The organism is Microbacterium sp. NPDC087591 (assembly GCF_044743625.1).
Lineage (GTDB): Bacteria > Actinomycetota > Actinomycetes > Actinomycetales > Microbacteriaceae > Microbacterium.
In genome coordinates this window covers 2,205,499-2,226,809 of record NZ_JBIUWU010000001.1, presented here as the reverse complement: position 1 = coordinate 2,226,809, position 21,311 = coordinate 2,205,499, and the positions used below count along the sequence as shown (strand labels likewise).

At 69.7% G+C, this 21,311-nt stretch carries 21 protein-coding genes; 11 read left to right on the top strand and 10 right to left on the bottom strand.

The features are described from left to right. Nucleotides 1-27: 27 nt before the first annotated feature. From ACIOVG_RS10505 to ACIOVG_RS10490, 4 genes are all read right to left on the bottom strand, one after another. Complete coding sequence (locus tag ACIOVG_RS10505; RefSeq protein WP_363555984.1) at nucleotides 28-438, bottom strand: dehydrogenase; 411 nt, start codon at nucleotides 436-438, stop codon at nucleotides 28-30. A 343-nt stretch (nucleotides 439-781) separates the two neighbouring features. Continuing rightward, the gene (locus tag ACIOVG_RS10500; RefSeq protein WP_400872595.1) at nucleotides 782-1,432 is read right to left on the bottom strand and encodes a hypothetical protein; all 651 of its coding nucleotides are present in this window, start codon (nucleotides 1,430-1,432) and stop codon (nucleotides 782-784) included. 9 nt (nucleotides 1,433-1,441) lie between these two features. Next, nucleotides 1,442-1,945 carry an amino-acid N-acetyltransferase gene (locus ACIOVG_RS10495; RefSeq protein WP_400872593.1) on the bottom strand — a complete coding sequence of 168 codons (504 nt, stop codon included), beginning with the start codon at nucleotides 1,943-1,945 and terminating at the stop codon, nucleotides 1,442-1,444. Between the two features lie 95 nt (nucleotides 1,946-2,040). Then, nucleotides 2,041-4,569 (bottom strand): ATP-dependent Clp protease ATP-binding subunit, encoded by a 2,529-nt coding sequence (locus ACIOVG_RS10490; RefSeq protein ID WP_400872590.1) that lies wholly within the window; start codon nucleotides 4,567-4,569, stop codon nucleotides 2,041-2,043. Between the two features lie 232 nt (nucleotides 4,570-4,801). Here ACIOVG_RS10490 and ACIOVG_RS10485 point away from each other — a divergent pair, with 232 nt between their 5' ends. Genes ACIOVG_RS10485 through ACIOVG_RS10470 form a run of 4 tightly spaced genes read left to right on the top strand, consistent with a single transcriptional unit; the run spans nucleotide 4,802 to nucleotide 7,063 of the window. Beyond that, nucleotides 4,802-5,419, top strand: coding sequence for a hypothetical protein (locus ACIOVG_RS10485; protein WP_400872587.1), 618 nt, complete (start codon nucleotides 4,802-4,804; stop codon nucleotides 5,417-5,419). Beyond that, the gene (locus tag ACIOVG_RS10480; protein WP_400872584.1) at nucleotides 5,419-6,060 is read left to right on the top strand and encodes a hypothetical protein; all 642 of its coding nucleotides are present in this window, start codon (nucleotides 5,419-5,421) and stop codon (nucleotides 6,058-6,060) included. The genes ACIOVG_RS10485 and ACIOVG_RS10480 overlap by 1 nt, the downstream gene beginning before the upstream one ends. After that, a complete protein-coding gene (locus ACIOVG_RS10475; RefSeq protein ID WP_400872581.1) occupies nucleotides 6,060-6,830 on the top strand; it encodes a hypothetical protein in 771 nt (256 codons plus the stop codon). Before ACIOVG_RS10480 ends, ACIOVG_RS10475 begins: the two co-directional genes overlap by 1 nt. After that, complete coding sequence (locus tag ACIOVG_RS10470) at nucleotides 6,827-7,063, top strand: helix-turn-helix transcriptional regulator (protein WP_247627986.1); 237 nt, start codon at nucleotides 6,827-6,829, stop codon at nucleotides 7,061-7,063. The genes ACIOVG_RS10475 and ACIOVG_RS10470 overlap by 4 nt, the downstream gene beginning before the upstream one ends. Before the next feature lie 189 nt (nucleotides 7,064-7,252). Here ACIOVG_RS10470 and ACIOVG_RS10465 read toward each other — a convergent pair whose 3' ends face one another. From ACIOVG_RS10465 to ACIOVG_RS10455, 3 genes are all read right to left on the bottom strand, one after another. After that, nucleotides 7,253-7,603, bottom strand: coding sequence for a YbjQ family protein (locus ACIOVG_RS10465; RefSeq protein ID WP_400872577.1), 351 nt, complete (start codon nucleotides 7,601-7,603; stop codon nucleotides 7,253-7,255). Between the two features lie 179 nt (nucleotides 7,604-7,782). Then, entirely contained in the window at nucleotides 7,783-9,513 is a 1,731-nt protein-coding gene (locus tag ACIOVG_RS10460) for a cation:proton antiporter (RefSeq protein WP_400872574.1), read from the bottom strand. A gap of 47 nt (nucleotides 9,514-9,560) precedes the next feature. Continuing rightward, the gene (locus ACIOVG_RS10455) at nucleotides 9,561-10,745 is read right to left on the bottom strand and encodes an FAD-dependent oxidoreductase (protein ID WP_400872571.1); all 1,185 of its coding nucleotides are present in this window, start codon (nucleotides 10,743-10,745) and stop codon (nucleotides 9,561-9,563) included. Between the two features lie 78 nt (nucleotides 10,746-10,823). Here ACIOVG_RS10455 and ACIOVG_RS10450 point away from each other — a divergent pair, with 78 nt between their 5' ends. The 3 genes from ACIOVG_RS10450 (at nucleotide 10,824) to ACIOVG_RS10440 (ending at nucleotide 12,810) form a co-directional block, all read left to right on the top strand. Continuing rightward, the gene (locus ACIOVG_RS10450) at nucleotides 10,824-11,309 is read left to right on the top strand and encodes a MarR family winged helix-turn-helix transcriptional regulator (protein ID WP_400872569.1); all 486 of its coding nucleotides are present in this window, start codon (nucleotides 10,824-10,826) and stop codon (nucleotides 11,307-11,309) included. Nucleotides 11,310-11,367: 58 nt separating this feature from the next. Continuing rightward, nucleotides 11,368-12,417: an LLM class flavin-dependent oxidoreductase gene (locus tag ACIOVG_RS10445; protein ID WP_400872566.1), complete on the top strand. Its 1,050-nt coding sequence runs from the start codon at nucleotides 11,368-11,370 to the stop codon at nucleotides 12,415-12,417. A 183-nt stretch (nucleotides 12,418-12,600) separates the two neighbouring features. Continuing rightward, nucleotides 12,601-12,810 (top strand): methyltransferase, encoded by a 210-nt coding sequence (locus ACIOVG_RS10440; protein ID WP_400872563.1) that lies wholly within the window; start codon nucleotides 12,601-12,603, stop codon nucleotides 12,808-12,810. Between the two features lie 22 nt (nucleotides 12,811-12,832). Here the strand turns inward: ACIOVG_RS10440 and pheA are convergent, their stop codons facing one another. Continuing rightward, nucleotides 12,833-13,783, bottom strand: a complete 951-nt coding sequence (gene pheA, locus ACIOVG_RS10435; protein ID WP_400872561.1) for a prephenate dehydratase — start codon at nucleotides 13,781-13,783, stop codon at nucleotides 12,833-12,835. 67 nt (nucleotides 13,784-13,850) lie between these two features. Here pheA and pgm point away from each other — a divergent pair, with 67 nt between their 5' ends. Continuing rightward, the gene (gene pgm, locus ACIOVG_RS10430) at nucleotides 13,851-15,512 is read left to right on the top strand and encodes a phosphoglucomutase (alpha-D-glucose-1,6-bisphosphate-dependent) (protein WP_400872558.1); all 1,662 of its coding nucleotides are present in this window, start codon (nucleotides 13,851-13,853) and stop codon (nucleotides 15,510-15,512) included. Nucleotides 15,513-15,567: 55 nt separating this feature from the next. Here pgm and ACIOVG_RS10425 read toward each other — a convergent pair whose 3' ends face one another. Both ACIOVG_RS10425 and ACIOVG_RS10420 read right to left on the bottom strand, forming a co-directional pair. Further along, on the bottom strand, nucleotides 15,568-16,674 hold the full coding sequence (locus ACIOVG_RS10425) for a glycerate kinase (RefSeq protein ID WP_400872555.1): 1,107 nt from the start codon (nucleotides 16,672-16,674) through the stop codon (nucleotides 15,568-15,570). 50 nt (nucleotides 16,675-16,724) lie between these two features. Continuing rightward, nucleotides 16,725-17,681, bottom strand: a complete 957-nt coding sequence (locus ACIOVG_RS10420) for a LacI family DNA-binding transcriptional regulator (RefSeq protein ID WP_400872745.1) — start codon at nucleotides 17,679-17,681, stop codon at nucleotides 16,725-16,727. Between the two features lie 164 nt (nucleotides 17,682-17,845). On the opposite strand from ACIOVG_RS10420, the gene galT reads away from it, so the two are divergent. The 3 genes from galT to galE all read left to right on the top strand — a co-directional run bounded on the left by galT (nucleotide 17,846) and on the right by galE (nucleotide 21,311). Further along, the gene (galT, locus tag ACIOVG_RS10415; protein WP_400872742.1) at nucleotides 17,846-19,006 is read left to right on the top strand and encodes a galactose-1-phosphate uridylyltransferase; all 1,161 of its coding nucleotides are present in this window, start codon (nucleotides 17,846-17,848) and stop codon (nucleotides 19,004-19,006) included. Beyond that, a complete protein-coding gene (gene galK / locus ACIOVG_RS10410; RefSeq protein ID WP_400872552.1) occupies nucleotides 19,003-20,181 on the top strand; it encodes a galactokinase in 1,179 nt (392 codons plus the stop codon). The genes galT and galK overlap by 4 nt, the downstream gene beginning before the upstream one ends. Nucleotides 20,182-20,333: 152 nt before the next feature. Next, the gene (gene galE, locus ACIOVG_RS10405; RefSeq protein ID WP_400872549.1) at nucleotides 20,334-21,311 is read left to right on the top strand and encodes a UDP-glucose 4-epimerase GalE; all 978 of its coding nucleotides are present in this window, start codon (nucleotides 20,334-20,336) and stop codon (nucleotides 21,309-21,311) included.

Here is a 21,311-nt window from a genome sequence, read left to right as displayed (position 1 = left end):
CCCTGGGCCCCTGAGCGTGTCGAAGGGTCAGGCGTCGAGCGCCTGCAGCAGATCCGCGGGAGCCGCCTGCATCGGATGCGGGCCGGCGATGTCGAGGAACACCGTGGTGATCGGATGCGCGGCGAGGAACTTGCGCAGCCAGGCCGCGTCGTAGATCCCCACGCCGGGCGGAAGGTTGGCCGGCTTGTTCACGGCATCGCTGAACAGCAGCAGCGCGAGATCGCCGGTCTCCCGATCGCGATACGTCCACACCTCGCCGCTGTCGAGCGGGTTGTCGCGGGCGCCGGGCGCGATGAGCGGCACCACGGTCGTGCCGTTGCGGAGGGCCAGCGCGACGGCGGCGATGTCCTGCTTCTCGAGTGCCTGGGCGAGCGCCTCGGAGCGGAACTCCTCGGGCGCGGGCTTCTTCTTCGCGGACTTCGCCTTCTTCGCTGCCATGCCTCCAGCTTAGGCACCACAAGAGGGTGCACGCCGGAGGGGAGCGGAGACGATTGGGGCCCTCTCGAGTCCCACATTGGGGACTGGGGTACTCGAGAGGGCCCTCGGACTCTCGAGCGGCGATGTCGAAGCGCTGGGGACGCTGTAGTTCGACGCCACTGGGGATGGCATGTGCCGCATGATCCCGAGAGCCATGTCAATGGTATCCCAAAGATTCGGGCCTGTCAGCCCCCGCCGCCCAATAGCGGTGAAATCAGAACCTTCCGAACAGAAAGTCGGCGTATGCATCGATATTCGAAGGCGTGACCGAAGATTCGCTTCGAATATCTACCGGATCCTGCGGTCAGTACAGCAGGATCTGCTTCGTGGTGACGCCGGTGAAGCCGCCGATCGCGACCTCCACGTGGTAGGACGCACCGCCACCGGGGGCACGCTGACGGTTCTCCTGCGCGCAGGTCTCGACGCTCGATCGGGTGCGATCCCAGGTCACCGGGTCCTTGCTCGTGACGGTCGTGCCGGCCTTGAGCGTCACGATCATGCTGCTCGGATTCTCCTGACAGTCCGTCGACCGCCACCACACGTCGGATCCGCTCATCACCGTGAACGTCTGCGTGGTCGATCCGACGTCCAACGTGCAGTCCGACGCGCTCTTGTTCGTCAGTGAGATCGACAGCTTCGGCAGCACACCGGCCGCATAGGTGTCGGCGTCGGTGACCGCGGCGACCTCCACATCCTTCGCCGTGCAGGCGACGATCGCGGGAGTCGCCGGCGCCGTGGGATCCGGCGAGGGCGACTCGGCATCCGAAGTCGGTGTCGCCGACGGCGTCTCGCTCGCGGAAGTGGTGGGCGTCGACGTGGGCTGATCGGCTCCCTGCGCCCACGGCTGGGCGATCACGAGCCACACCCCGATGCCGATCGCGGCGAGGAACAGGATGAGGCCGCCGAGGAGGACCACCCGGCGCCGGCGGTAGACAGCTGCGGAGGGGCGGACCATGCTTCCAGGTTAGTTGAGCTGTCTGATCATCCTGGTGTTGCCGAGCGTGTTCGGCTTCACATGCGCGAGGTCGAGGAACTCCTCGACACCCGCGTCACCGCTGCGCAGCAGCTGCGAGTACACGTCGGGGTCGACGACCTGCTCCCCGATGGGCGTGTATCCGCGCCGCCCGAAGAAGTCGACCTCGAAGGTCAGACAGAACAGCCGCGACAGTCCGAGCGTCACGGCGTTGGTCTCGAGCCGGTCCACGATCGCGCGGCCGACACCATGGTGCAGCCAGTCGTCGCGCACCAGGAGCGTGCGCACCTCGCCGAGGTCCTCCCAGATCACGTGCAGGGCGCCGCAGCCGATCAGTTCGCCGTCGGCCTCGGCCACCACGAACTCCTGCACGGAGCCGTAGAGCACGGCCAGGTCCTTGCCGAGCAGGATGCGCTGCTCGACCATCGGCTGTAGGAGGTTCCGGATACCGATGACGTCGGCGCTGCGCGCCGGTCGGACGATGTACTCGCTCACCCCTCCACCCTAGAACCCACGGCTGGTAGAACGACGAAGGGCGGATGCCGCAGCATCCGCCCTTCGTTCGAATCCGGTCTGCCGACCGGCTCAGGTCACTCTCCGCTGGCGACCGCCAGGTCGGGAGTGGCCGTGATCTCGCCGCCGGTGTTGACGCCGACGGAGACCTGCTCGCCGCGAGGACCGTGCTCGAACTGGAACTCGCCGTCCTGGACATCCACCTTGACGTGGTCTCCGGCGTTGAGCTCACCGTGCAGGATCTTCTCCGACAGACGGTCCTCGACCTCGTGCTGCATCGCGCGACGCAGCGGTCGGGCGCCGAGCGCCGGGTCGAAGCCGATCTCGATCAGACGCTCCTTGGCGGCCTGCGACAGCTCGATCGTCATGTCGCGGTCCAGCAGACGCTCGCTCAGGCGCTTCGTGAACAGGTCCACGATCTGCACCAGCTCGTCCTTCGACAGCTGCGGGAACACGATGATGTCGTCGACGCGGTTGAGGAACTCGGGCTTGAAGTTGCGCTTGAGCTCCTCGTTGACCTTGCCCTTCATCCGCTCGTAGGTCGTGGCATTGCTGCCCTCGATCTGGAAGCCGACCGGTCCACCGGCGATGTCACGCGCACCGAGGTTGGTGGTCATGATGATGACGGTGTTCTTGAAGTCGATCACGCGACCCTGGCCGTCGGTCAGACGACCCTCTTCCAGGATCTGCAGGAGCGAGTTGAAGATGTCCGGGTGCGCCTTCTCGATCTCGTCGAAGAGCACGACGCTGAACGGCTTGCGGCGCACCTTCTCGGTGAGCTGGCCGCCCTCTTCGAATCCGACGAATCCGGGAGGGGCGCCGAACAGACGCGAGACGGTGTGCTTCTCACCGAACTCGCTCATGTCGAGCGAGATCAGTGCCGCTTCGTCGTCGAACAGGAACTCGGCGAGCGCCTTGGCGAGCTCGGTCTTTCCGACACCCGTGGGGCCGGCGAAGATGAACGAACCAGAGGGACGCTTCGGGTCCTTCAGACCGGCACGCTGGCGACGGATCGTCTTGGAGAGGGCGGCGATGGCCTCCTCCTGACCGATGACGCGCTGGTGCAGGGCCTTCTCCATGAAGACGAGTCGGCTGGACTCCTCCTCCGTGAGCTTGAAGACCGGGATGCCGGTGGCCTGCGCGAGCACCTCGGCGATCAGCCCCTCGTCGACGACCGCTGCGGTCGCGACATCACCCGAGCGCCACTGCTTCTCGAGGCGCAGACGCTCGGCGAGGAGGTTCTTCTCCTCGTCGCGCAGCGATGCGGCCTTCTCGAAGTCCTGCTCCTCGGAGGCGATCTCCTTCTGCTCGCGGACCTTGGCGATCTTCTCGTCGAACTCGCGCAGCTCCGGCGGGCTCGACAGGATCGACAGACGCAGGCGAGCGCCGGCCTCGTCGATCAGGTCGATGGCCTTGTCGGGCAGGAAGCGGTCGGAGACGTAGCGGTCGGCGAGGTTCGCCGCCGCGACGATCGCGCCGTCCGTGATCTGCACCTTGTGGTGCGCCTCGTAGCGGTCGCGCAGCCCCTTGAGGATGTTGATCGCGTGGGGCAGGCTCGGCTCGGCGACCTGGATCGGCTGGAAGCGACGCTCGAGCGCGGCATCCTTCTCGAAGTGCTTGCGGTACTCGTCGAGCGTCGTCGCACCGATCGTCTGCAGCTCGCCACGGGCGAGGAGCGGCTTCAGGATGCTGGCGGCGTCGATCGCGCCCTCGGCGGCGCCCGCACCCACGAGGGTGTGGATCTCGTCGATGAAGACGATGATGTCGCCGCGCGTGCGGATCTCCTTGGTGACCTTCTTCAGGCGCTCCTCGAAGTCACCGCGGTAGCGGGAACCGGCGATGAGCGAGCCGAGGTCGAGCGAGTAGAGCTGCTTGTCCTTCAGCGTCTCGGGCACATCGCCCTTGACGATGGCCTGCGCGAGACCCTCGACGACGGCGGTCTTGCCGACGCCGGGCTCGCCGATCAGGACGGGGTTGTTCTTGGAGCGACGAGACAGGATCTGCATGACCCGCTCGATCTCCTTCTCGCGACCGATGACCGGGTCGAGCTTGTTGTCGCGCGCGGCCTGGGTCAGGTTGCGACCGAACTGGTCGAGCACAGCGGAGCCGCCCTGGGTTCCGGCGGGCGAGTCGTTGCTCTGCGCGCCGACGGCGGCGGGCTCACGGCCCGGAGCACCGGAGAGCAGCTGGATGACCTGCTGGCGGACCTTGTTCAGGTCGGCGCCGAGTTTGACCAGGACCTGCGCGGCGACACCCTCGCCCTCGCGGATCAGGCCGAGCAGGATGTGCTCGGTGCCGATGTAGTTGTGGCCGAGCTGGAGCGCCTCGCGGAGGCTGAGCTCGAGCACCTTCTTGGCACGGGGGGTGAAGGGGATGTGGCCGGTCGGCTGCTGCTGACCCTGGCCGATGATGTCCTGCACCTGCTCGCGCACGGCGTCGAGCGAGATGCCGAGGGACTCGAGCGCCTTGGCAGCGACACCTTCGCCCTCGTGGATGAGGCCGAGCAGGATGTGCTCGGTACCGATGTAGTTGTGGTTGAGCATCTTCGCCTCTTCTTGGGCGAGGACGACCACACGACGGGCTCGGTCCGTGAATCTCTCGAACATGCTGTGACTCCTTATTCGCACGGGGCGAAGCGCTGACGCCGATGACGTTCTCTGCGCCTGTACATCGAGAGTAACCACCGCACAGGGCAGGTATGCCCGTGTTCGCCGTCGGCGGAGTGGGGGCGCGACCGGCCGGATGACGGGGCTCCTGCGGAGACGAGGGTTGACGAGGTTATCGTTTGTCGTTACCTTATCGTTTATCGCTAATAACGATCATCGATATGGAGTCACCATGACCTCGACGAAACAGGGCACGCTGTCCCGCGGCGATGCCGGCGCGCTCATCGCCTTCTGCATCGCCGGAGTGGCGATCGCGGCGTACATCACCGTCTTCTCGATCATCCGCATCATCACTCTCGTCAGCGGCACGATGATCCCGGTGCTGGTCGAATTCGTGGACCAGCCGATCGAGGCCCCGCTCGGCGCGAACGGCGAGAACATCACCCTGGAGCTGGATCGGGCGAGCCTCACCGTCCCCTCGCTGCCACCGGTCGCGATCGGAGCGGGAGTGCTCGGACAGATCACCCAGATCGTCACGATCGTGGTGGTGATCGGATGCCTGATGCTGCTGGCACGCGGCATCCTGTCCGGCACCGTGTTCAGCCGACGCAACACCGTACTCGTGATGGTCGCGGGCGTCGTCGGACTGATCGGGTTCGCGGCCGTGCGCTTCTTCGAGAACATGCTGGCCAACGCCGCCGTCTCGGCCGTGACCGACAACGCCCTGAACAACGCGGTGATGAGCATCGAGCCGTTCACCTTCATCCTGGCCGCGTTCATCATCTCGGTCATCGGCACCGCGTTCGTGATCGGCGACCGGCTGCAGCGCGAGACGGAAGGACTCGTCTGATGCCTGCCACTCCCACCAGGACCGCCCGCTCGCAGGCCGCGGATGCCATCACCGTGCTGCTGTTCGGTGCCGCTGCGCTGGTGGTCGTCGCGATCAGCACCGTCCTGCGCACCCTCGGCACCTTCCGCGACCAGGGCATCGCGTGGTCCGTGCCGATCGACGAGCAGCCGATCAGTGCGACGGCAGACTCCGGGGCCATCACGGTCGACGGCATCGCCCAGCAGGTGATGGTGTTCGCGACCGACGTGGACTCGCTCTCGACCGCGGCGATCATCGGCTCCCTCGCGCTGTGGACGCTCGCCCCGCTCATCGTGATCCTCGGCGTCATGCTCGTGGCGTGGAACCTCCTCCGCGGCCGCTTCTTCGTGCGGGGGAACGCGCGGGCCTTCGACGCGATCGGTTGGACGCTCGTGCTCGCGCCGATGCTGATCGTGATGCTCGAGAACAGAGGATTGAACGGCGTGCTCGATGCGGTCGGGCTCGGTCCCGGCGACCCCGTGCAGCCGATCGATTTCTGGTCGATCGTGCCCGTCTTCGCGACCGGTGTGGCGGTCGGTCTGATCGCCAACGCGTTCCGCCAGGGCATCCGCCTGCAACAGGAGAAGAACGTGCTCGAGAAGGAAACGGAAGGACTGGTCTGATGTTCGCCTACTCATCGAGAGAGCTCGGCCCCTCGCTGCTCTTCATCGCAGCCGGACTCGCGGTCATCGCGGTCATCGTCGCGATCGTGGTCTGGCGCGGCAAGCGCAGAGGCAGCCGCACGCTGACGATCGACGCTGCACTGACAGTCTCCGGATGGTGGGTCACGCTGTCGGCGCTGGGCGCGATCATGATCGTGATCAAGATCTTCGCGACCGACTGGGCCGAGATCGCCTCCACCTCGCTCTGGGTTCCCTGGCCGAGCGATCTCGCCTGCTCGGACGATTTCGAGACCACCGGTGCGGTGCTCCGATGCGGGGGCGGCACGATCGAGAACATCACCGTGGGCGGCGCCTCGCTGGGATTGCGAGCGCTGGCCGGCGCGGCTCAGCTCTCCAACCTCGCCTTCACCACGATGCCGGCAGCGATGATCATGGTCATCTGCTTCCAGACGCTCCGCGGGCGCGCGTTCTCGCAGACCGTGTCACGCGGTCTGACGATCGGCGCGATCGGGGTTCTCGTGTTCGGGCTCGCGTCCGACATCTTCGGCGGCATCGCGGCGACCGCAGGACTCCGCGAGGTGTTCCCGCCCGACAGCGAGTGGTACCCGATGACGTTCCAGCTCACCGTCACACCGCTGCCGTTCGCGGCGGCGCTCGGTCTCATCGCGCTCGCGGCCGTCTTCCGCCAGGGTCTGCGCCTCGAGCAGGAGCGGGAACGCCTGCAGCGGGAGAAGGACGCACTGCTCAAGGACACGGAGGGCCTGGTGTGAGCCCTGCCGAGAACGAGGACGAGCTCACCGGCATCCACTGCCGCCTGGACGAGCTGCTCGCCGAGCGCGGCATGACGCTGACCGAGCTGAGCGCCCGCGTCGGCGTCAGCATCGTGAACCTCTCGGTGCTCAAGAACGACCGTGCGCGCGCCATCCGCTACTCCACGCTGCGGGCGATCTGCGACGCGCTGGACTGCGAGGTCGGCGAGCTCCTGGTGCTCGCCGAGCGCTGAGCCCGTCGTGCGCCCACTCCCGACGCTTCGGGAGTGGGCGCATCTGGTCGCTACCCTGAGCGCGAAGCGACCATTTGCGACTCCTCTCGGAGAGCAGAGGTCGCGTATCGTCGCCTCATCGCGGGGGAATCGACCATATGCGACCAATACTCGACGAAGGCTCTGCCCGCCTGCGCGAACGCGGCGTCGTCACGCAGCGGGGGTCGGTGCAGCGGGGGCCGGCGCGAGCGGCTCCACGACCACTGCGGTGCCGTACGCGCAGATCTCGGTGAAGTTCTGAATCGAGCCGGCGTCGAACCGCATCGCGACGATCGCGTTGCCGCCGCGCTGCTGCGCCTGATCCCACATGCGCGCCATCACGACCTGCCGCGCCTCGTACATCACCTGGGTGTATTCGGGGATCTCCCCGCCGCCCAGCGAGCGGAAGCCCGCGGCGAACCCCTGTCCGAAATCGGTCGAGCGCACCGTGAGACCCATCACCTCGCCCAGCACCTGGGTGATGCGATAGCCGGGGATGTCGTTCGTCGTCACCATGAACATGAGGCCATCGTGCCAGCATCCGCCGCGTGTCCGCACCCGCCGCCTCCGCCGCCTCCTCGCCCGAGTGCACGAGAAGCTGCCGAGCGCACGAGAAGCACCCGCACTCACGTCGTGCACTCGGCACTGTCCCGTGCACTCGCCGCACGCGTGGCGCGGCCGCTCCGAGCGCGAGCCAGCAGCTACGCCCGACCGAACTGGCGCGTCGCGCCGCGGGTGTCGAGCGCGAGCTCCTCGGCATCCATCGCCGCGATCAGCTCGCGCATCAGCTCCTCGTCGAGCTCGCCGGCGTCGCGCTCCTGCAACAGGATCTCGCGCCGCACCTGCAACCACCCCCGCGTCAAGGCGACGAGGTCTTCGTACGACGGCCGCGGCACGGTGTCCTCGACCTCCTGCGCGGCATCCGTGTCCTTCTCCACCCGGCTCATGCGCTTGGTGAACGCATCGAACACGCTGAGGTCGACGGCGCCGTACTTCTCTTCCCACTCGACGCGCTTCTCGGCGAGATAGGCCTTGCCGGCCTCGCGGCTCTTCTCCCTGACCGCAGCGAGTGCGCGCTCGTCGTCGTCGTGGTCGACGTCACCCTCGATCCCGAGGCGGCGGATGAGAACCGGCAGCGTCAGCCCCTGCAGCAGGAGCGTGCCGACCGTCACGATGAACGCGACCACCACGATCGCGTGCGAGGCCTCGGCATCGAGCGTCGCGAGGTCGGCGGCGGCGAGCGCGATCGCCAGGGTGACCACTCCTCGCATGCCGGCCCAGGAGATGACCGCACTGTCCTTGGCGGTGAGCTGCAGTCCCGCCATCTGCTCGCGCACGATGTGGGATCGCAGCTCGTCCGCGGTGTACTTCTCCCAGCGGCGACTCCTGCGATGCCGTTTCTCGAACTCGCCGGACTCGACACCGCGGTCCCAACGCTCGAGTCGCTTGCGGTCCTGGAAGTTCGCCCACGCACTCGTGGGGTAGATGTACAGCGGCCGCACCACGAGCACGACCAGCAGCACGACGCCCGACAGCATCAGGATCTGCTCGACGGACTCGCTGCCCAGGTCGCGCAGCACCCGCGGGAACTGCAGCCCGATGTATGCGAACACGAAACTCTCCAGCAGGAGGTCGGCCGACAGCCACAGCGGCTTCTCCTGCTGACGTGTCGTGTAGTCCGTGCGCGGAGAGTTGAAGCCGACGTAGAGGCCCATCGCGACCACTGCCAGCACGCCGGAGCCCAGCAGATGCTCCGCGATCGCGTAGGCGCCGAACGGGGCGAGCAGTCCGAAGGTGCCGATCACGACCGGGTCGCTGATGCGCATGCGCAGCTGATGCAACACGATGCCGAACACCAGGCCGATCACGACGCCGATCACGACCGCCAAGAGGAACTGTCCGACACCGCCCCAGACCGAGATCGTCTGACCGGCGAGGATCGCCGCGAACACCCGGTACAGCGTGAGCGAGGTCGCGTCGTTGATCAGGCTCTCCCCCGAGAGCACGGTCATGATGCGGCGGGGCAGCCCGAGCTTGCGTCCGATCGCCGCTGCGGACACCGCGTCGGGCGGGGCCACGATCGCCCCCAGCAGCAGCGCCCCCGGCAGGGTCAGCGACGGCATGATCCACCACGCGACGAAGCCCACCGCGACCGCCGTGAGCAGCACGAGCCAGATGCCCAGGCGACGGATCTGCGGCAGGCTGCGCTTGAAGCCGACGAACGAGACGTCGAGCGCGGCCGAGTACAGCAGCGGAGGCAGCACCAGGCTGAGGAGCACGTGGCCGTCGATGTCGAGATCGGGCACGAACGGGAGGAAGGATGCCGCCAGCGCGACCACCGTCACCAGCAGCGGTGCCGGCCACCCGCGCCAGCGCGCGAAGGCGGCGACGGCGACGGCTCCGACGAGGACGTAGAAGATCCCGGCTTCCATCCGGCCAGGTTATCGAAGTGCACCGCTCCCGCCGACCGGGGGCGCGCTCACCAGGGGATGACGTGGTTGTACAGGTGGTCGTTGCGGGTGTCGGATGCCGCGCGGCGCAGGAACATCGGCAGCATGGCGTCCCGCAGCGCGATGCCCGCGCGCGACCTCGTCACGCGCTTGTGCCGGTTGACGGCGCGCGCGTAGGAGACGACCTCCTCCGCCCGCGGCCGCCGGTCCCTCTCGTAGCCCGCGAACGCCTCCGCGTACCCGCCGTCGTCGCGCAGGTGCGCCGCCAGCGAGATGGCGTCCTCGAGGGCGAGGGATGCGCCCTGCCCCGCGCTGGGGGAGGTCGCATGCACGGCGTCGCCGAGGAGCACGAGGCGATCCCGATGCCAGTGCGGCACATGGGTGAGGTCCGCGAGCGGGTAGGCACCGACCTCCCCCACCACGTGCGCGAGGATCTGCGGCACGGGATACGGATCGTCGGCGTGCAGCGCCTGCAGCCGGGCGACCCACTCCTCGGCGGCGACCGCACCGACGGCGCCACGGGAGTTCTCTGATGCTGACGCGGTGACGTTGGCGAACCAGTAGGCCGTGCCGTCGTCGCGGACCAGATAGCCGAAGAAGGACTTCGCCCCGAACACCATGTACTGCTCGCCCGGCGTGGGCGCCAGGCCCGGCACGCGGGCGAAACCGCCGATGCTGATCAGTCCGCTCGGGGCCGGCGCCGGCGCATCCGGATCGATCGTCGTACGCACCACCGACCCGATGCCGTCCGCGCCGATGAGCACATCGCCCTCCACGCGGGTGCCGTCGGCGAACCGCGCGATGACATGATCGCCCTGCTCCTCGATGCGTTGCAGGCGCGCGCCGGAGGTGTAGCGGATGCCGGCATCGGCCACGCCGCGGCGGAGCACCTCGTGCAAGTGGGCGCGGCGCACGACGACGCTCCCCCGCGCAGGATCGGCGGCCGGTCCGTTCGGCACCACTCCGAGCACGCGCCCGCGACCGCTGCACATGACCATGCGCGGGCACGCGTGCCCGTCGGCCACGAGCGGGGCCCGCAGACCGAGGATGTCGAGGACGGCCAGCCCGTTCGTGGCCACGTTGAGGAACAGTCCCCCATAGGCCGCGGGCGCCTCCCTCGCCTCGAAGATCTCGACCTCCCATCCCGCTCGCTGCAGGAACAGTGCGGCGGCCGGGCCGGCGACGCCCCCACCGATGATGAGTGCCTTGGGCATTGCGGTTCCCTTCGATAGTCTGAAAGCAGAGCAGAGATTCTCTATTGTAGAGTCTCTCGGATTTAGAGAGAGTATCGGATGCCGCAGACACCGTCAAGCCGCGCTGTCGCGATCGCACGCCAGGGCGAGGTGATGCGTGAGTTCATGGCCAGGGCAGTGCTGTTCCAGGAGGCGGTCGCGCGCTCGGGCGGACTCAACGGCAGCGACCTCCAGGCCGTCGGATTGCTGCTCAGCGAAGGCCCCGCGACGCCGGGCGAACTGGCGGCGCGCACCGGGCTCACCGCCGGCGGCGCGGTCACCGCGATGATCGACCGCCTCGAGCGGGCCGGGTTCGTCACGCGCACGCGGGACGAATCCGATCGGCGCCGCGTGATCGTGACCGCTGTGCCGGAGACCCTGATGAACCGCGTCGGTCCGGTCTACGCACGGGTTTCGCAGCGCTGGAACGAGTATCTGGAGACCCTCACCGACGAGCAGATCGAGTTCGCGAACGAGTTCCTCGACCGCGCCGCGCGCCTGAACCGGGAGCAGGTCGACATCCTGCGGGAGTCGTCGCGCGCCTGAGAGCGCCCGCGCGGCGGTGTGGGGAATGCGGCGCTGGCAACGCGCGTTGCAGAGGGGGATGTCCGATACAGCTCTCTCCGTCCTCGACCTCGTGCCGGTGCGCACCGGGCAGACCAGCACGGAGGCCATCGCCGCCTCCCTCGACCTCGCCGAGACGGCCGACCGCCTCGGCTATCGGCGCTACTGGTTCGCCGAGCACCACAACATGCCCGCCGTGGCATCCACGACCCCTCCGGTGCTGATCGCCGCCGCTGCGACCCGCACGAGCCGCATCCGCCTGGGCTCCGGCGGCGTCATGCTGCCCAACCACGCGCCGCTGATCGTGGCGGAGCAGTTCGCCGCCCTCGCGGCCATTGCTCCGGGACGTATCGACCTCGGCCTCGGCCGCGCACCCGGCAGCGATCCCGTGATCACACAGCTGCTGCGCGGCTCGGGCACCACGAGCGACGTGGAGCAGTTCCCCCGGCATGTGCAGGACATCGCGGCACTCCTCTCGGGCGAGGGCGCCACCGTGCGCTTCACCTCGGGCGGCGAGTACACCGTGCGCGCGACGCCGGCCGCGACCGGAGTTCCGGAGGTGTGGCTGCTCGGATCGAGCGACTACTCCGCGCAGCTCGCGGCATCCCAGGGCCTGCCGTACGTGTTCGCGAACCACTTCTCCGGCCAGGGCCTGGAGCGCGCGCTCGACCTGTATCGCACCGGCTACCAGCCGAGCGAGGAGCACCCGGAGCCGCGCACCTTCCTCACGGTGAACGTGGTGGCGTCGCCGACCGTCGAGGAGGCGGAGGCGCGCGCCCTCCCCCAGCTGCGGATGATGGCGCGGCTGCGTCTGAACAAGCCGCTCACCGCGCTCGAGACCGTGGAGGAGGCGATCGCCGCGGGCATCGCCGAAGCGGATGCCGCCACCGACCAGGTCGTGCAGGGCGCTCGGTCGCGCTGGTTCGTCGGCACCGGGGAGTCCGTCGCCGCCGAGGTGCGCGACTTCGCCACGCGCTACGGCGTCGACGAGGTCATGCTCTCCCCCGTCGCGGGTGCGTACGAGGCCGAGCCGAGGTCATCCGCTGCGGGCCGCGCCCAGACCTTGGAACTCGTCGCCGCCGCTCTCTGACACGGCGCGGCCGCCGAGTGCACGACCTGCCGCCGAGTGCACGACCTGCTCACGTCGACAGCCCGTGCACTCGGCGCGATCCCGTGCACTCGGCGAGAAGCGCGCGCTCGCAGCGACCGTGTCAAGGGGCCTGGTCATCTGCGGAACACGGGCGTAGCCTCGGGACGAGAGAGGGGTTCGACGATGAGCACCACCAAGACACTCGCACTCTGGGTCGCCTACGGCACGAACGGTGTGGTCGGCAGCATCCGCCACGACGACGAGGGCTATCAGGTCACGATGGCGGGAGCGGACGGCCCAGCGGGCACGTACCCGAGCCTCGCCTCGGCGAAGGGGGCCCTGCACGCCCGGATGACCCCGGGCAGCGCCTGGCCGCTGTTCCAGGAGCACTGAGCTCCCGGACACCGAGCCCCGGCTACTCGGCGGGTTCGCCGCTGAGGATGCCGCGCAGCCAGTCGCGCGCCTCGACGAACACATCGTCGGCGTAGCGCTCCGGGTAGTGCACGATCTGACGGTCGGCGCGCGGGTACGAGCCGAGGAACACCACGCGCGGGCTGAAGCGGCGGATGCCGAGCATCGCATCCGCCATCCGCTCGTGCTCGATGTGCCCGTCGGCGTCGATCACGAAGCGGTACCGGCCGAGCTCGTCGCCGATGGGCCGCGACTCGATGAGCGACAGGTTGATGCCGCGGGTCGAGAACTGCTCGAGCATCTCGAGGAGCGATCCGGGGTGGTCGTGCGGGAGCTCGACGATCAGCGAGGTCTTGTCGGCCCCTGTCGGCGCGGGCGGCGTGGTCGTGCGGGTCACGAGCACGAAGCGCGTCACGGCCTGCGCGTTGTCGCCGATGCCGGAGGCGAGCACATCGACGTCGTAGTGGTTCACGATCCCGGGGGCGGCGATCGCCGCCTGCGCCGGGAGCGTGCCGTCGAGCACGCCGATGGCCGAGGCCACGTTGCTCGCCGCCGGCACGTGCGAGTGCGAGGGCACATGGGCGCCGAGCCAACCGTGGCACTGCGCATAGGCGACGGGGTGGGCCGCGATGACCTGCACCTGGTCGAGCGTGGTGCCGCGGGGGGCGACCAGCACGAAGTTGACCGGCACCAGGTACTCGCCGATGATGCGTAGGCCGGGGAGGGTCGCGAGAGCGTCCTGCGTGGTGGAGACGCCGCCCTCGATGGAGTTCTCGATCGCGATCATGGCCGCGAAACTGCGCCCCTCGAGCACGTCCGCCAGCGCTTCGCCGACGTTGTGCACGGGGCGCCACTGCTGGCCGCGCGCCTCTGCGACCTGATCGAGTGCCGCTTCCGTGAAGGTTCCGGCAGGGCCGAGATAGCTGTAGGTACGGCGTTCAGTCACGCGTTTCACCTTAGCCCTCCGTACGCGGGGGAAACCGAAGTTTCGCCTCCAGCGGGATCGGGGGCAGACTGTGTGCATGACGAGCCGTGCCGGCCTCCCCGCGGAGGACACTGACCTCATCGATGTCGACGAGTTGATCGCCGCCTACTACGACCGTATCCCGAAGCCCGACGTCGCCTCCGAGCGCGTGGCCTTCGGCACGAGCGGCCATCGCGGCTCATCGCTGTCCGGCAGCTTCAACGAGAACCACATCCTCGCCACGACCCAGGCGATCGTCGACTACCGGGCAGGGCAGGGCATCACCGGTCCTCTCTTCCTCGGCCGCGACACGCACGCGCTCTCGCTCCCCGCCGAGCGCACCGCGATCGAGGTGCTGCTGGCGAACGGGGTGGACGTGCGCGTCGACTCCCGCGACTCCTGGGTGCCGACCCCGGCGCTCAGCCATGCGATCCTCACCTACAACCGCGCCCTTCGACAGGCTCAGGGACCGGGTGAGGGGAACGCGGGTCGCGCCGACGGCATCGTAGTGACGCCCTCCCACAACCCGCCGCGCGACGGCGGCTTCAAGTACAACCCTCCGCACGGCGGACCTGCCGACACGGATGCCACGGGCTGGATCGCCGACCGCGCGAACGAGCTCATCGCGAACGGGCTCGACGGCGTCAAGCGTCAGCGCTTCGGCGACGTCGACTGGGATGCCATCACCGGCTACGACTTCCGCGACGCCTACGTGCGCGACCTCGCCACGATCATCGACGTCGACGCGATCCGTCGCTCGGGCGTGCGCATCGGCGCCGATCCCCTGGGCGGCGCATCCGTCGAGTACTGGGCGCTCATCAAGGAGGTCTACGACCTCGACCTCACGGTCGTGAACCCCGAGGTCGACCCGACCTGGCGCTTCATGACGCTCGACTGGGACGAGAAGATCCGCATGGATCCGTCCTCGCCGTCGGCGATGGCCTCGCTGGTCGCCAAGAAGGGCGACTTCGACGTGCTCACCGGCAACGATGCCGACGCCGACCGGCACGGCATCGTCACCCCGGATGCCGGCCTCATGAACCCGAACCACTATCTGGCCGTCGCGATCGACTACCTGTTCTCTCATCGCGCCGAGTGGCCGCGCGATGCCGCGATCGGCAAGACTCTGGTGTCGTCGATGATCATCGACCGCGTCGCCGAGTCGCTCGGTCGCCGTCTGCTCGAGGTGCCCGTCGGGTTCAAGTGGTTCGTGCCCGGCCTGCTCGACGGCTCGGTGGCGTTCGGCGGCGAGGAGTCCGCCGGAGCCTCGTTCCTGCGCAAGGACGGCTCGGTGTGGTCGACCGACAAGGACGGCATCCTGCTCTGCCTGCTCGCCGCCGAGATCATCGCGGTGACCGGCAAGACCCCGTCCGAGCGGTACGCCGAGCTCGAAGCGGCCTTCGGCTCCTCCGCCTATCAGCGGGTGGATGCCCCGGCGACGCCGGAGCAGAAGGCGACGCTCGGCAAGCTCGCCCCCGAGTCGGTGTCGGCGACGACCCTGGCCGGCGAGGAGATCACCGCGAAGCTCTCGCACGCACCGGGCAACGGCGCCGCGATCGGCGGACTGAAGGTGCAGACCGAGCACGCCTGGTTCGCCGCCCGTCCGTCCGGCACCGAAGACGTCTACAAGCTCTACGCCGAGAGCCTGCGCGGCCCGGAGCACCTCGCCGAGGTGCAGGCCGAGGCCCGCGCCGTGGTGGCCGCCGCACTCGGCGCCTGAGGTCGGCGACGGCTCACGGGCGCACGCACTCCTGAGTCCGTGACGGGTGACGACGTCACCTGGCGGCGCGAGCCAATGCGCTGCCGGCCGCGCGCAACCAGCGGGCCGGCTCGGCGAGCGCGGCGGCGGCGGAGCCGGCGAGATCGGTGAGCGACACGGATGCCGCGAACAGCGAGGTGTCCGCGTCCGGACTGATGCGACCGGCGGCCAGTACCGCCCGCGCTCCGGCATCGACGGCGAGGGATGCCAGGAACGAGGGCACCTTGCCGTCGCCGGACTGCCCGTCATACGACCCCTCGCCGGTGATGACGACATCCGCATCGGCGATGGCCTCGGCGAGGCCGATGAGCTCCGCGACTTCGGCGGCACCGGGCGCGAGCACTCCGCCCCACACCACCAGCGCTCCTCCGGTGCCACCGGCCGCGCCGGTGCCGGGGAGCGTGGCGTCGAGGCCGAGCAGTGCCGCCAGGCCGACGAGACCGGCGTCGACGCGGACACGGTCGATCTCGGCGAGGAGTCCCTTCTGGGGGCCGAACACGGCGGCGGCACCCCGCGGACCGGTCAGCGGATTCGTGACGTCGGTCAGCACCCGCACGTCAGGGGCCGGGCGCAGGGCGCTGAGGTCGACGGTCATGAGGCTCGCGAGCCCCCGCGCGCCGCGGGCGATCGCCGCACCGTCGGTGTCGAGGAACCGCGCGCCGAGAGCCGTGAGCATGCCGGTGCCGCCGTCGGTCGACGCGCTCGAGCCGATGCCGAGCACGAGCCGCGAGACGCCGTGGTCGAGGGCGGCGGCGATGGCCTGTCCGAAGCCGGAGGTGTCGGCATCCCAGGGGCGCAGCTCGTCGAGCAGCTCGATGCCGGAGGTGGAGCCGAGGTCGACCACCGCGGTGCCGAGCGGTGCATCGGCTGTGGGCGGCAGCAGCAGCCAAAAGGTGTCGACCGGGACCCCCGCGGGGCCATCGACCGTCACCGGGATGCGCACGGAACCGGCGACCGCGGCCTCGAACGCCGCCACCGTGCCCTCACCGCCATCCGCCATCGGTCGGTGCACGAACTCCGCAGCCTGGTCGACCGATGCCCATCCCCGAGCCAGGGCGACCGCGGCATCGGCTGCCGTGATCGTGCCCTTGAAGCTGTCGGGAGCCAGTACCACTCGCGTCATCGAGCGACCTCCTGTCCCGAGCCTAACGGAGCGGTCCGGGCGGCGACGCCCTAGCGACGATGGGTGCTGGCGCGCTCGATCAGTACGGTGGGGACGACCGACGCCGACGCGCCGGCACCCTCGCCCTCGATGTCGGCGACCAGCGCCGCGACGGCCCGATGGGCGAGCGCGGTGAAGTCCTGCCGGATGGTGGTGAGCGGTGGACGGTAGTTCGCCGCGTCCGGCACATCGTCGAAGCCGACGACGCTGACCTCCTCCGGCACCTGCCGCCCGCCGTCGGCGATCGCACGGAGCAGCCCGAGCGCCATCTGGTCGTTCGCGCAGAAGACCGCCGAGGCGGCGGAGAGCTGCTCCCCCGCGGCGAACCCGGACTGCGCGCTCCAGTCGCCGCGCACCACGGAGGGCGGACGGATGCCGGCGGCGTCGAGCGCCTCGCGCCATCCGCGCTCGCGCTCGGTCGCGGCGAAGGAGTCGGCCGGACCGGCGAGGTGGTGCACGACCTCATGCCCGAGCGAGAGCAGATGACGCGTCGCCGCGGCAGCCCCTCCGGCGTGATCGCTGTGCACGGCCTGGAACCCGGTACCGGCCACCGCGTCGACCACGACCAGACGGAGCCCGGCAGGGCGGTCGGCGGCCGGCACGAGGGCGGAGGCCTCGTTCAGCACGATCGCGCCGTCGACCTCCTGCTCGGCGAGCCGCTCGAAGGCTTCGGCCACACTCGACCCCGCCGTGACGAGGGTGAGCGCGTACCCGCGTTCTGCAGCCGCTTCGGCCGTCGCCTGCAGCATGCGCGAGTTGCCGACGGTGGCGAGGGTCGTGACGACGAGGCCGATGGTCTGCGAGCGACCGGTACGCAGGGCACGCGCGGCGCGGTGTGGACGGTAGCCGAGCTCGGACATCGCCTGCTCGACCCTGGCGCGCGTGGCGGGGTCGACCCGCGGACTCTCGTTCACCACGCGGGAGACGGTCTGACCCGAGACCCCGGCGCGGGCGGCGACGGCGGCCATCGAGACCCGGCCCGTGGCGGGACGGCGACGGCGCGGTCCACGGTCGAGCGCGAGGCTGAGGTCGTCTTCGGTCACTGGCATCCCCCGTCCATAACTCCGCAATGTTGACGTTACCACGGCCGAAGTCGTACCATGTTTACGTGAACACGACCGAACTTCCTGAGATGCGGACCGAGACCCTCGGCGCCGGCGTCGTCAAGCGCGCAACCGTGCTGGCCGACGGCCGCGACATCATCTACTACGACGACCGCGACTCGACGCTCGGCCCCGACCGCGCGGTCGACGCCCGCACGCTCGACCCCCGCCCCGACACCGCAACGATGCGCCTCGACGTGCTCACCGGCGACTGGATCACGGTCGCCGCGAACCGACAGAACCGCGTCATGATGCCCGGCGCCGACGCCGACCCGCTCGCACCGCAGACCCCGACGAACCCATCGGAGGTGCCGTCGCTGTACGACGTCGCCGTGTTCGAGAACCGCTCCCCCGCATTCGGCCCCGCGCTCGCTGAGGCGATCGGCGCCGCTCCCGCCGCGAGCAACCCTCCCCGCGGACTCGACGACCTCGCCGCGCTCGGACTCGGCCGCACCCGCACCTCGGTCGGACGCTGCGAGGTCGTGTGCTTCAGCCCCGAGCACTCCGGATCATTCGGCACCCAGTCCGTCACCCGCGCCCGCACGGTGATCGAGGCCTGGGCCGACCGGACGGCCGCGCTGTCGCAGCTGCCGGGGATCGAGCAGGTGTTCCCGTTCGAGAACCGCGGCGAGGCGATCGGCGTGACCCTGCCGCATCCGCACGGCCAGCTGTACGCGTACCCCTACGTGACCCCGCGCACCACCCGGCTGCTCGATGCGATCGACCGCACCGCCCCCGACCTCTTCGCCCGCGTGCTGGAGTTCGAGCAGGCCTCCGAGCGCGTCGTGTTCCGCGGTGAGCACTGGACCGCGTTCGTGCCGTTCGCGGCCCGCTGGCCCCTCGAGGTGCACCTGATGCCGCACCGCCACGTGCCCGACTTCGCCGCGACCTCCGAGGCCGAGCGCGACGAGCTCGCGCCGCTCTACCTGCGTCTGCTGCGCGGCGTCGATGCGCTCTACGACACTCCGACGCCGTACATCGCCGCCTGGCACCAGGCACCGGTGCACGTGGGCCGCGACACCGTGCGCCTGCACCTGCAGCTCACGAGCCCGCGCCGCGCCGCCGACAAGCTCAAGTTCCTCGCCGGTTCCGAGGCCGCGATGTGGGCCTGGGCCGCCGAGGTCACCCCGGAGCAGGGCGCCGCCCGCATCCGCGAAGCCATCACCCGCGCCGAGGAGGCCTCCGCATGACCGCCGCACAGGACGACGCCCGCGCGCTCTTCTCCACCCTGACGGGACACGAGCCGGACGGACTCTGGTCGGCACCCGGCCGCGTCAACCTGATCGGCGAGCACACCGACTACAACGAGGGCTTCGTGCTGCCGTTCGCGATCCCGCACCGCACGGTCGCGGCGGTCGGCACGCGCGACGACGGCCGCATCCGCGTGGCATCGACCTTCGCGGATGACGTGGTCGAGGTCGCGCTCGACGAGCTGACTGCGCTGTTCCCGACCCCCACGGGCTCCGCTCCTGCTGTCCCCGAGTGGGCCGCGTACCCGCTCGGCGTCGCCTGGGCGCTGCAGCTGGCGGGAGCGACGGGTCGCGGTGCCGACATCGCGATCGCCTCCGACGTGCCTGTCGGCGCCGGACTCTCCTCGTCGGCCGCGATCGAGGGCGCGACGGCATCCGCTCTGAACGACCTCTGGAACGCCGGGCTCGACCGCGTGGCGCTCGCCCGCATCGGACGCCGCGCCGAGAACGAGGCCGTCGGAGCGCCGACCGGGATCATGGACCAGATGGCGTCGATGCTGGGCGAGGCCGACGAGGCGATCTTCCTCGACTGCCGCTCGCTGGAGGCGCAGACCGTGCCCGTCAGCGCCGCGGCATCCGGCCTGGCGATCCTCGTGATGGACACACGGGTGAAGCATGCGCACTCGACAGGCGGCTACGGCGAGCGCCGGGCGTCGTGCGAGAAGGGGGCGGCGATCATGGGCGTGAAGAGCCTGCGCGATGTGTCGGTGGCCGACCTCCCCCGCGCCGAAGAGCTCATGGACGACGTCACGTTCCGCCGCGTGCGGCACATCGTGACCGAGAACCAGCGCGTGCTCGACACCGTGCGGGTGCTGCGCGCACAGGGAGCGCGGGCGATCGGCGAGCTGCTCGTCGCCTCGCACGCCTCGATGCGCGACGACTTCGAGATCTCGGTGCCGGAGCTCGACACCGCGGTCGAGGCCGCCCTGGCCGCGGGTGCGATCGGCGCCCGGATGACCGGCGGAGGCTTCGGCGGTGCCGCGATCGCGCTGATCGAGCAGAGCGCGGTGGACGCGGTGTCGACCGCGGTGGACACCGCCTTCGCCGAGGCCGGATTCGGCGCCCCGCACCTGTTCACGGTCGTCCCGTCCGCGGGCGCGCACCGCGACGCCTGAGAGAATGACAGACGGAGCCCACGAGCGCTGACGCCTGTGGGCGGAGTCAGCGCACGATTCCGCCCACAGGTGCAGGCTCGCGGGGCGTGATCGCCTCAGGGCGGAGAACGAAGACAGAACCGTCGCGCACCGCGCGGCAGGAGAGGAACGCAATGTCCTGGATCGTCACCGGCGGCGCCGGCTACATCGGCGCCCACGTGGTGCGCGCTCTCGCGGATGCCGGGCTGACCCCGGTGGTGCTCGACGACCTCTCCAGCGGGGTGGCGTCGTTCGTGCCGGAGGGCGTGGCGTTCGTGCAGGGCAGCATCCTGGATCGCGAGCTCGTCGAGAAGGCGCTGCGCGACCATGACGCGGAGGGCGTGATCCACGTCGCCGGCTACAAGTACGCCGGGGTCTCGGTGCAGCGCCCGCTGCACACCTACGCGCAGAACGTCGAAGGCACCCGTGTGATCCTCGAGGCCATGCAGGCCGCGGGCGTCGCGAACATCGTGTTCTCGTCGTCCGCCGCCGTGTTCGGCACCCCCGATGTCGCGCTCGTGGTGGAGGACACTGCGAAGAAGCCGGCCAGCCCCTACGGCGAGTCCAAGCTGATCGGCGAGTGGCTGCTGCGCGACCAGGCGATCGCGACCGCCGACTCCGAGACGCCGCTGCGCCACACCTCGCTGCGCTACTTCAACGTGGTCGGCTCGGCGGATCCGACGGTGTACGACGTCAGCCCGCACAACCTGTTCCCGATCGTGTTCGAGGCGCTGATCGCGGGCAGGACCCCCAAGATCTTCGGCGACGACTACGCGACCGAGGATGGCACGAACGTGCGCGACTACGTGCACGTCGGCGACATCGCCGCGGCCCACGTCGCCGCCGCGAAGCGCCTGTCGTCCGGTGAGGCCATCGAGCCGGCGTACAACCTCGGCTCCGGTGACGGCCTGAGCGTGAAGCAGATCATGGATGCCGTCGCCCGTGTGACCGGCATCGACTTCACCCCCGAGATCGGCCCTCGTCGCCCCGGCGACCCGGACCGGATCGTGGCCACCGGAGAGCTCGCCGCCCGCGACCTCGACTGGACCATGCGGTACACGGTCGACGAGATGGTGCGCACGGGCTGGGAAGCCCGCCGCAACGCCGGCTGA

Excerpts from the sequence above, each read along its gene's own strand:
- ACIOVG_RS10440 (WP_400872563.1), top strand. The coding sequence starts at position 12,601 with ATGAGCACCACCAAGACACTCGCACTCTGGGTCGCCTACGGCACGAAC.
- ACIOVG_RS10425 (WP_400872555.1), bottom strand. The coding sequence starts at position 16,674 with ATGACGCGAGTGGTACTGGCTCCCGACAGCTTCAAGGGCACGATCACG.
- ACIOVG_RS10480 (WP_400872584.1), top strand. The coding sequence starts at position 5,419 with ATGCCTGCCACTCCCACCAGGACCGCCCGCTCGCAGGCCGCGGATGCC.
- galE (WP_400872549.1), top strand. The coding sequence starts at position 20,334 with ATGTCCTGGATCGTCACCGGCGGCGCCGGCTACATCGGCGCCCACGTG.
- ACIOVG_RS10420 (WP_400872745.1), bottom strand. The coding sequence starts at position 17,681 with ATGGCCGCCGTCGCCGCCCGCGCCGGGGTCTCGGGTCAGACCGTCTCC.
- ACIOVG_RS10475 (WP_400872581.1), top strand. The coding sequence starts at position 6,060 with ATGTTCGCCTACTCATCGAGAGAGCTCGGCCCCTCGCTGCTCTTCATC.
- galK (WP_400872552.1), top strand. The coding sequence starts at position 19,003 with ATGACCGCCGCACAGGACGACGCCCGCGCGCTCTTCTCCACCCTGACG.
- ACIOVG_RS10505 (WP_363555984.1), bottom strand. The coding sequence starts at position 438 with ATGGCAGCGAAGAAGGCGAAGTCCGCGAAGAAGAAGCCCGCGCCCGAG.
- ACIOVG_RS10455 (WP_400872571.1), bottom strand. The coding sequence starts at position 10,745 with ATGCCCAAGGCACTCATCATCGGTGGGGGCGTCGCCGGCCCGGCCGCC.
- ACIOVG_RS10450 (WP_400872569.1), top strand. The coding sequence starts at position 10,824 with ATGCCGCAGACACCGTCAAGCCGCGCTGTCGCGATCGCACGCCAGGGC.
- ACIOVG_RS10500 (WP_400872595.1), bottom strand. The coding sequence starts at position 1,432 with ATGGTCCGCCCCTCCGCAGCTGTCTACCGCCGGCGCCGGGTGGTCCTC.
- galT (WP_400872742.1), top strand. The coding sequence starts at position 17,846 with ATGCGGACCGAGACCCTCGGCGCCGGCGTCGTCAAGCGCGCAACCGTG.
- ACIOVG_RS10445 (WP_400872566.1), top strand. The coding sequence starts at position 11,368 with ATGTCCGATACAGCTCTCTCCGTCCTCGACCTCGTGCCGGTGCGCACC.
- pgm (WP_400872558.1), top strand. The coding sequence starts at position 13,851 with ATGACGAGCCGTGCCGGCCTCCCCGCGGAGGACACTGACCTCATCGAT.
- ACIOVG_RS10485 (WP_400872587.1), top strand. The coding sequence starts at position 4,802 with ATGACCTCGACGAAACAGGGCACGCTGTCCCGCGGCGATGCCGGCGCG.
- ACIOVG_RS10490 (WP_400872590.1), bottom strand. The coding sequence starts at position 4,569 with ATGTTCGAGAGATTCACGGACCGAGCCCGTCGTGTGGTCGTCCTCGCC.
- ACIOVG_RS10460 (WP_400872574.1), bottom strand. The coding sequence starts at position 9,513 with ATGGAAGCCGGGATCTTCTACGTCCTCGTCGGAGCCGTCGCCGTCGCC.
- ACIOVG_RS10465 (WP_400872577.1), bottom strand. The coding sequence starts at position 7,603 with ATGTTCATGGTGACGACGAACGACATCCCCGGCTATCGCATCACCCAG.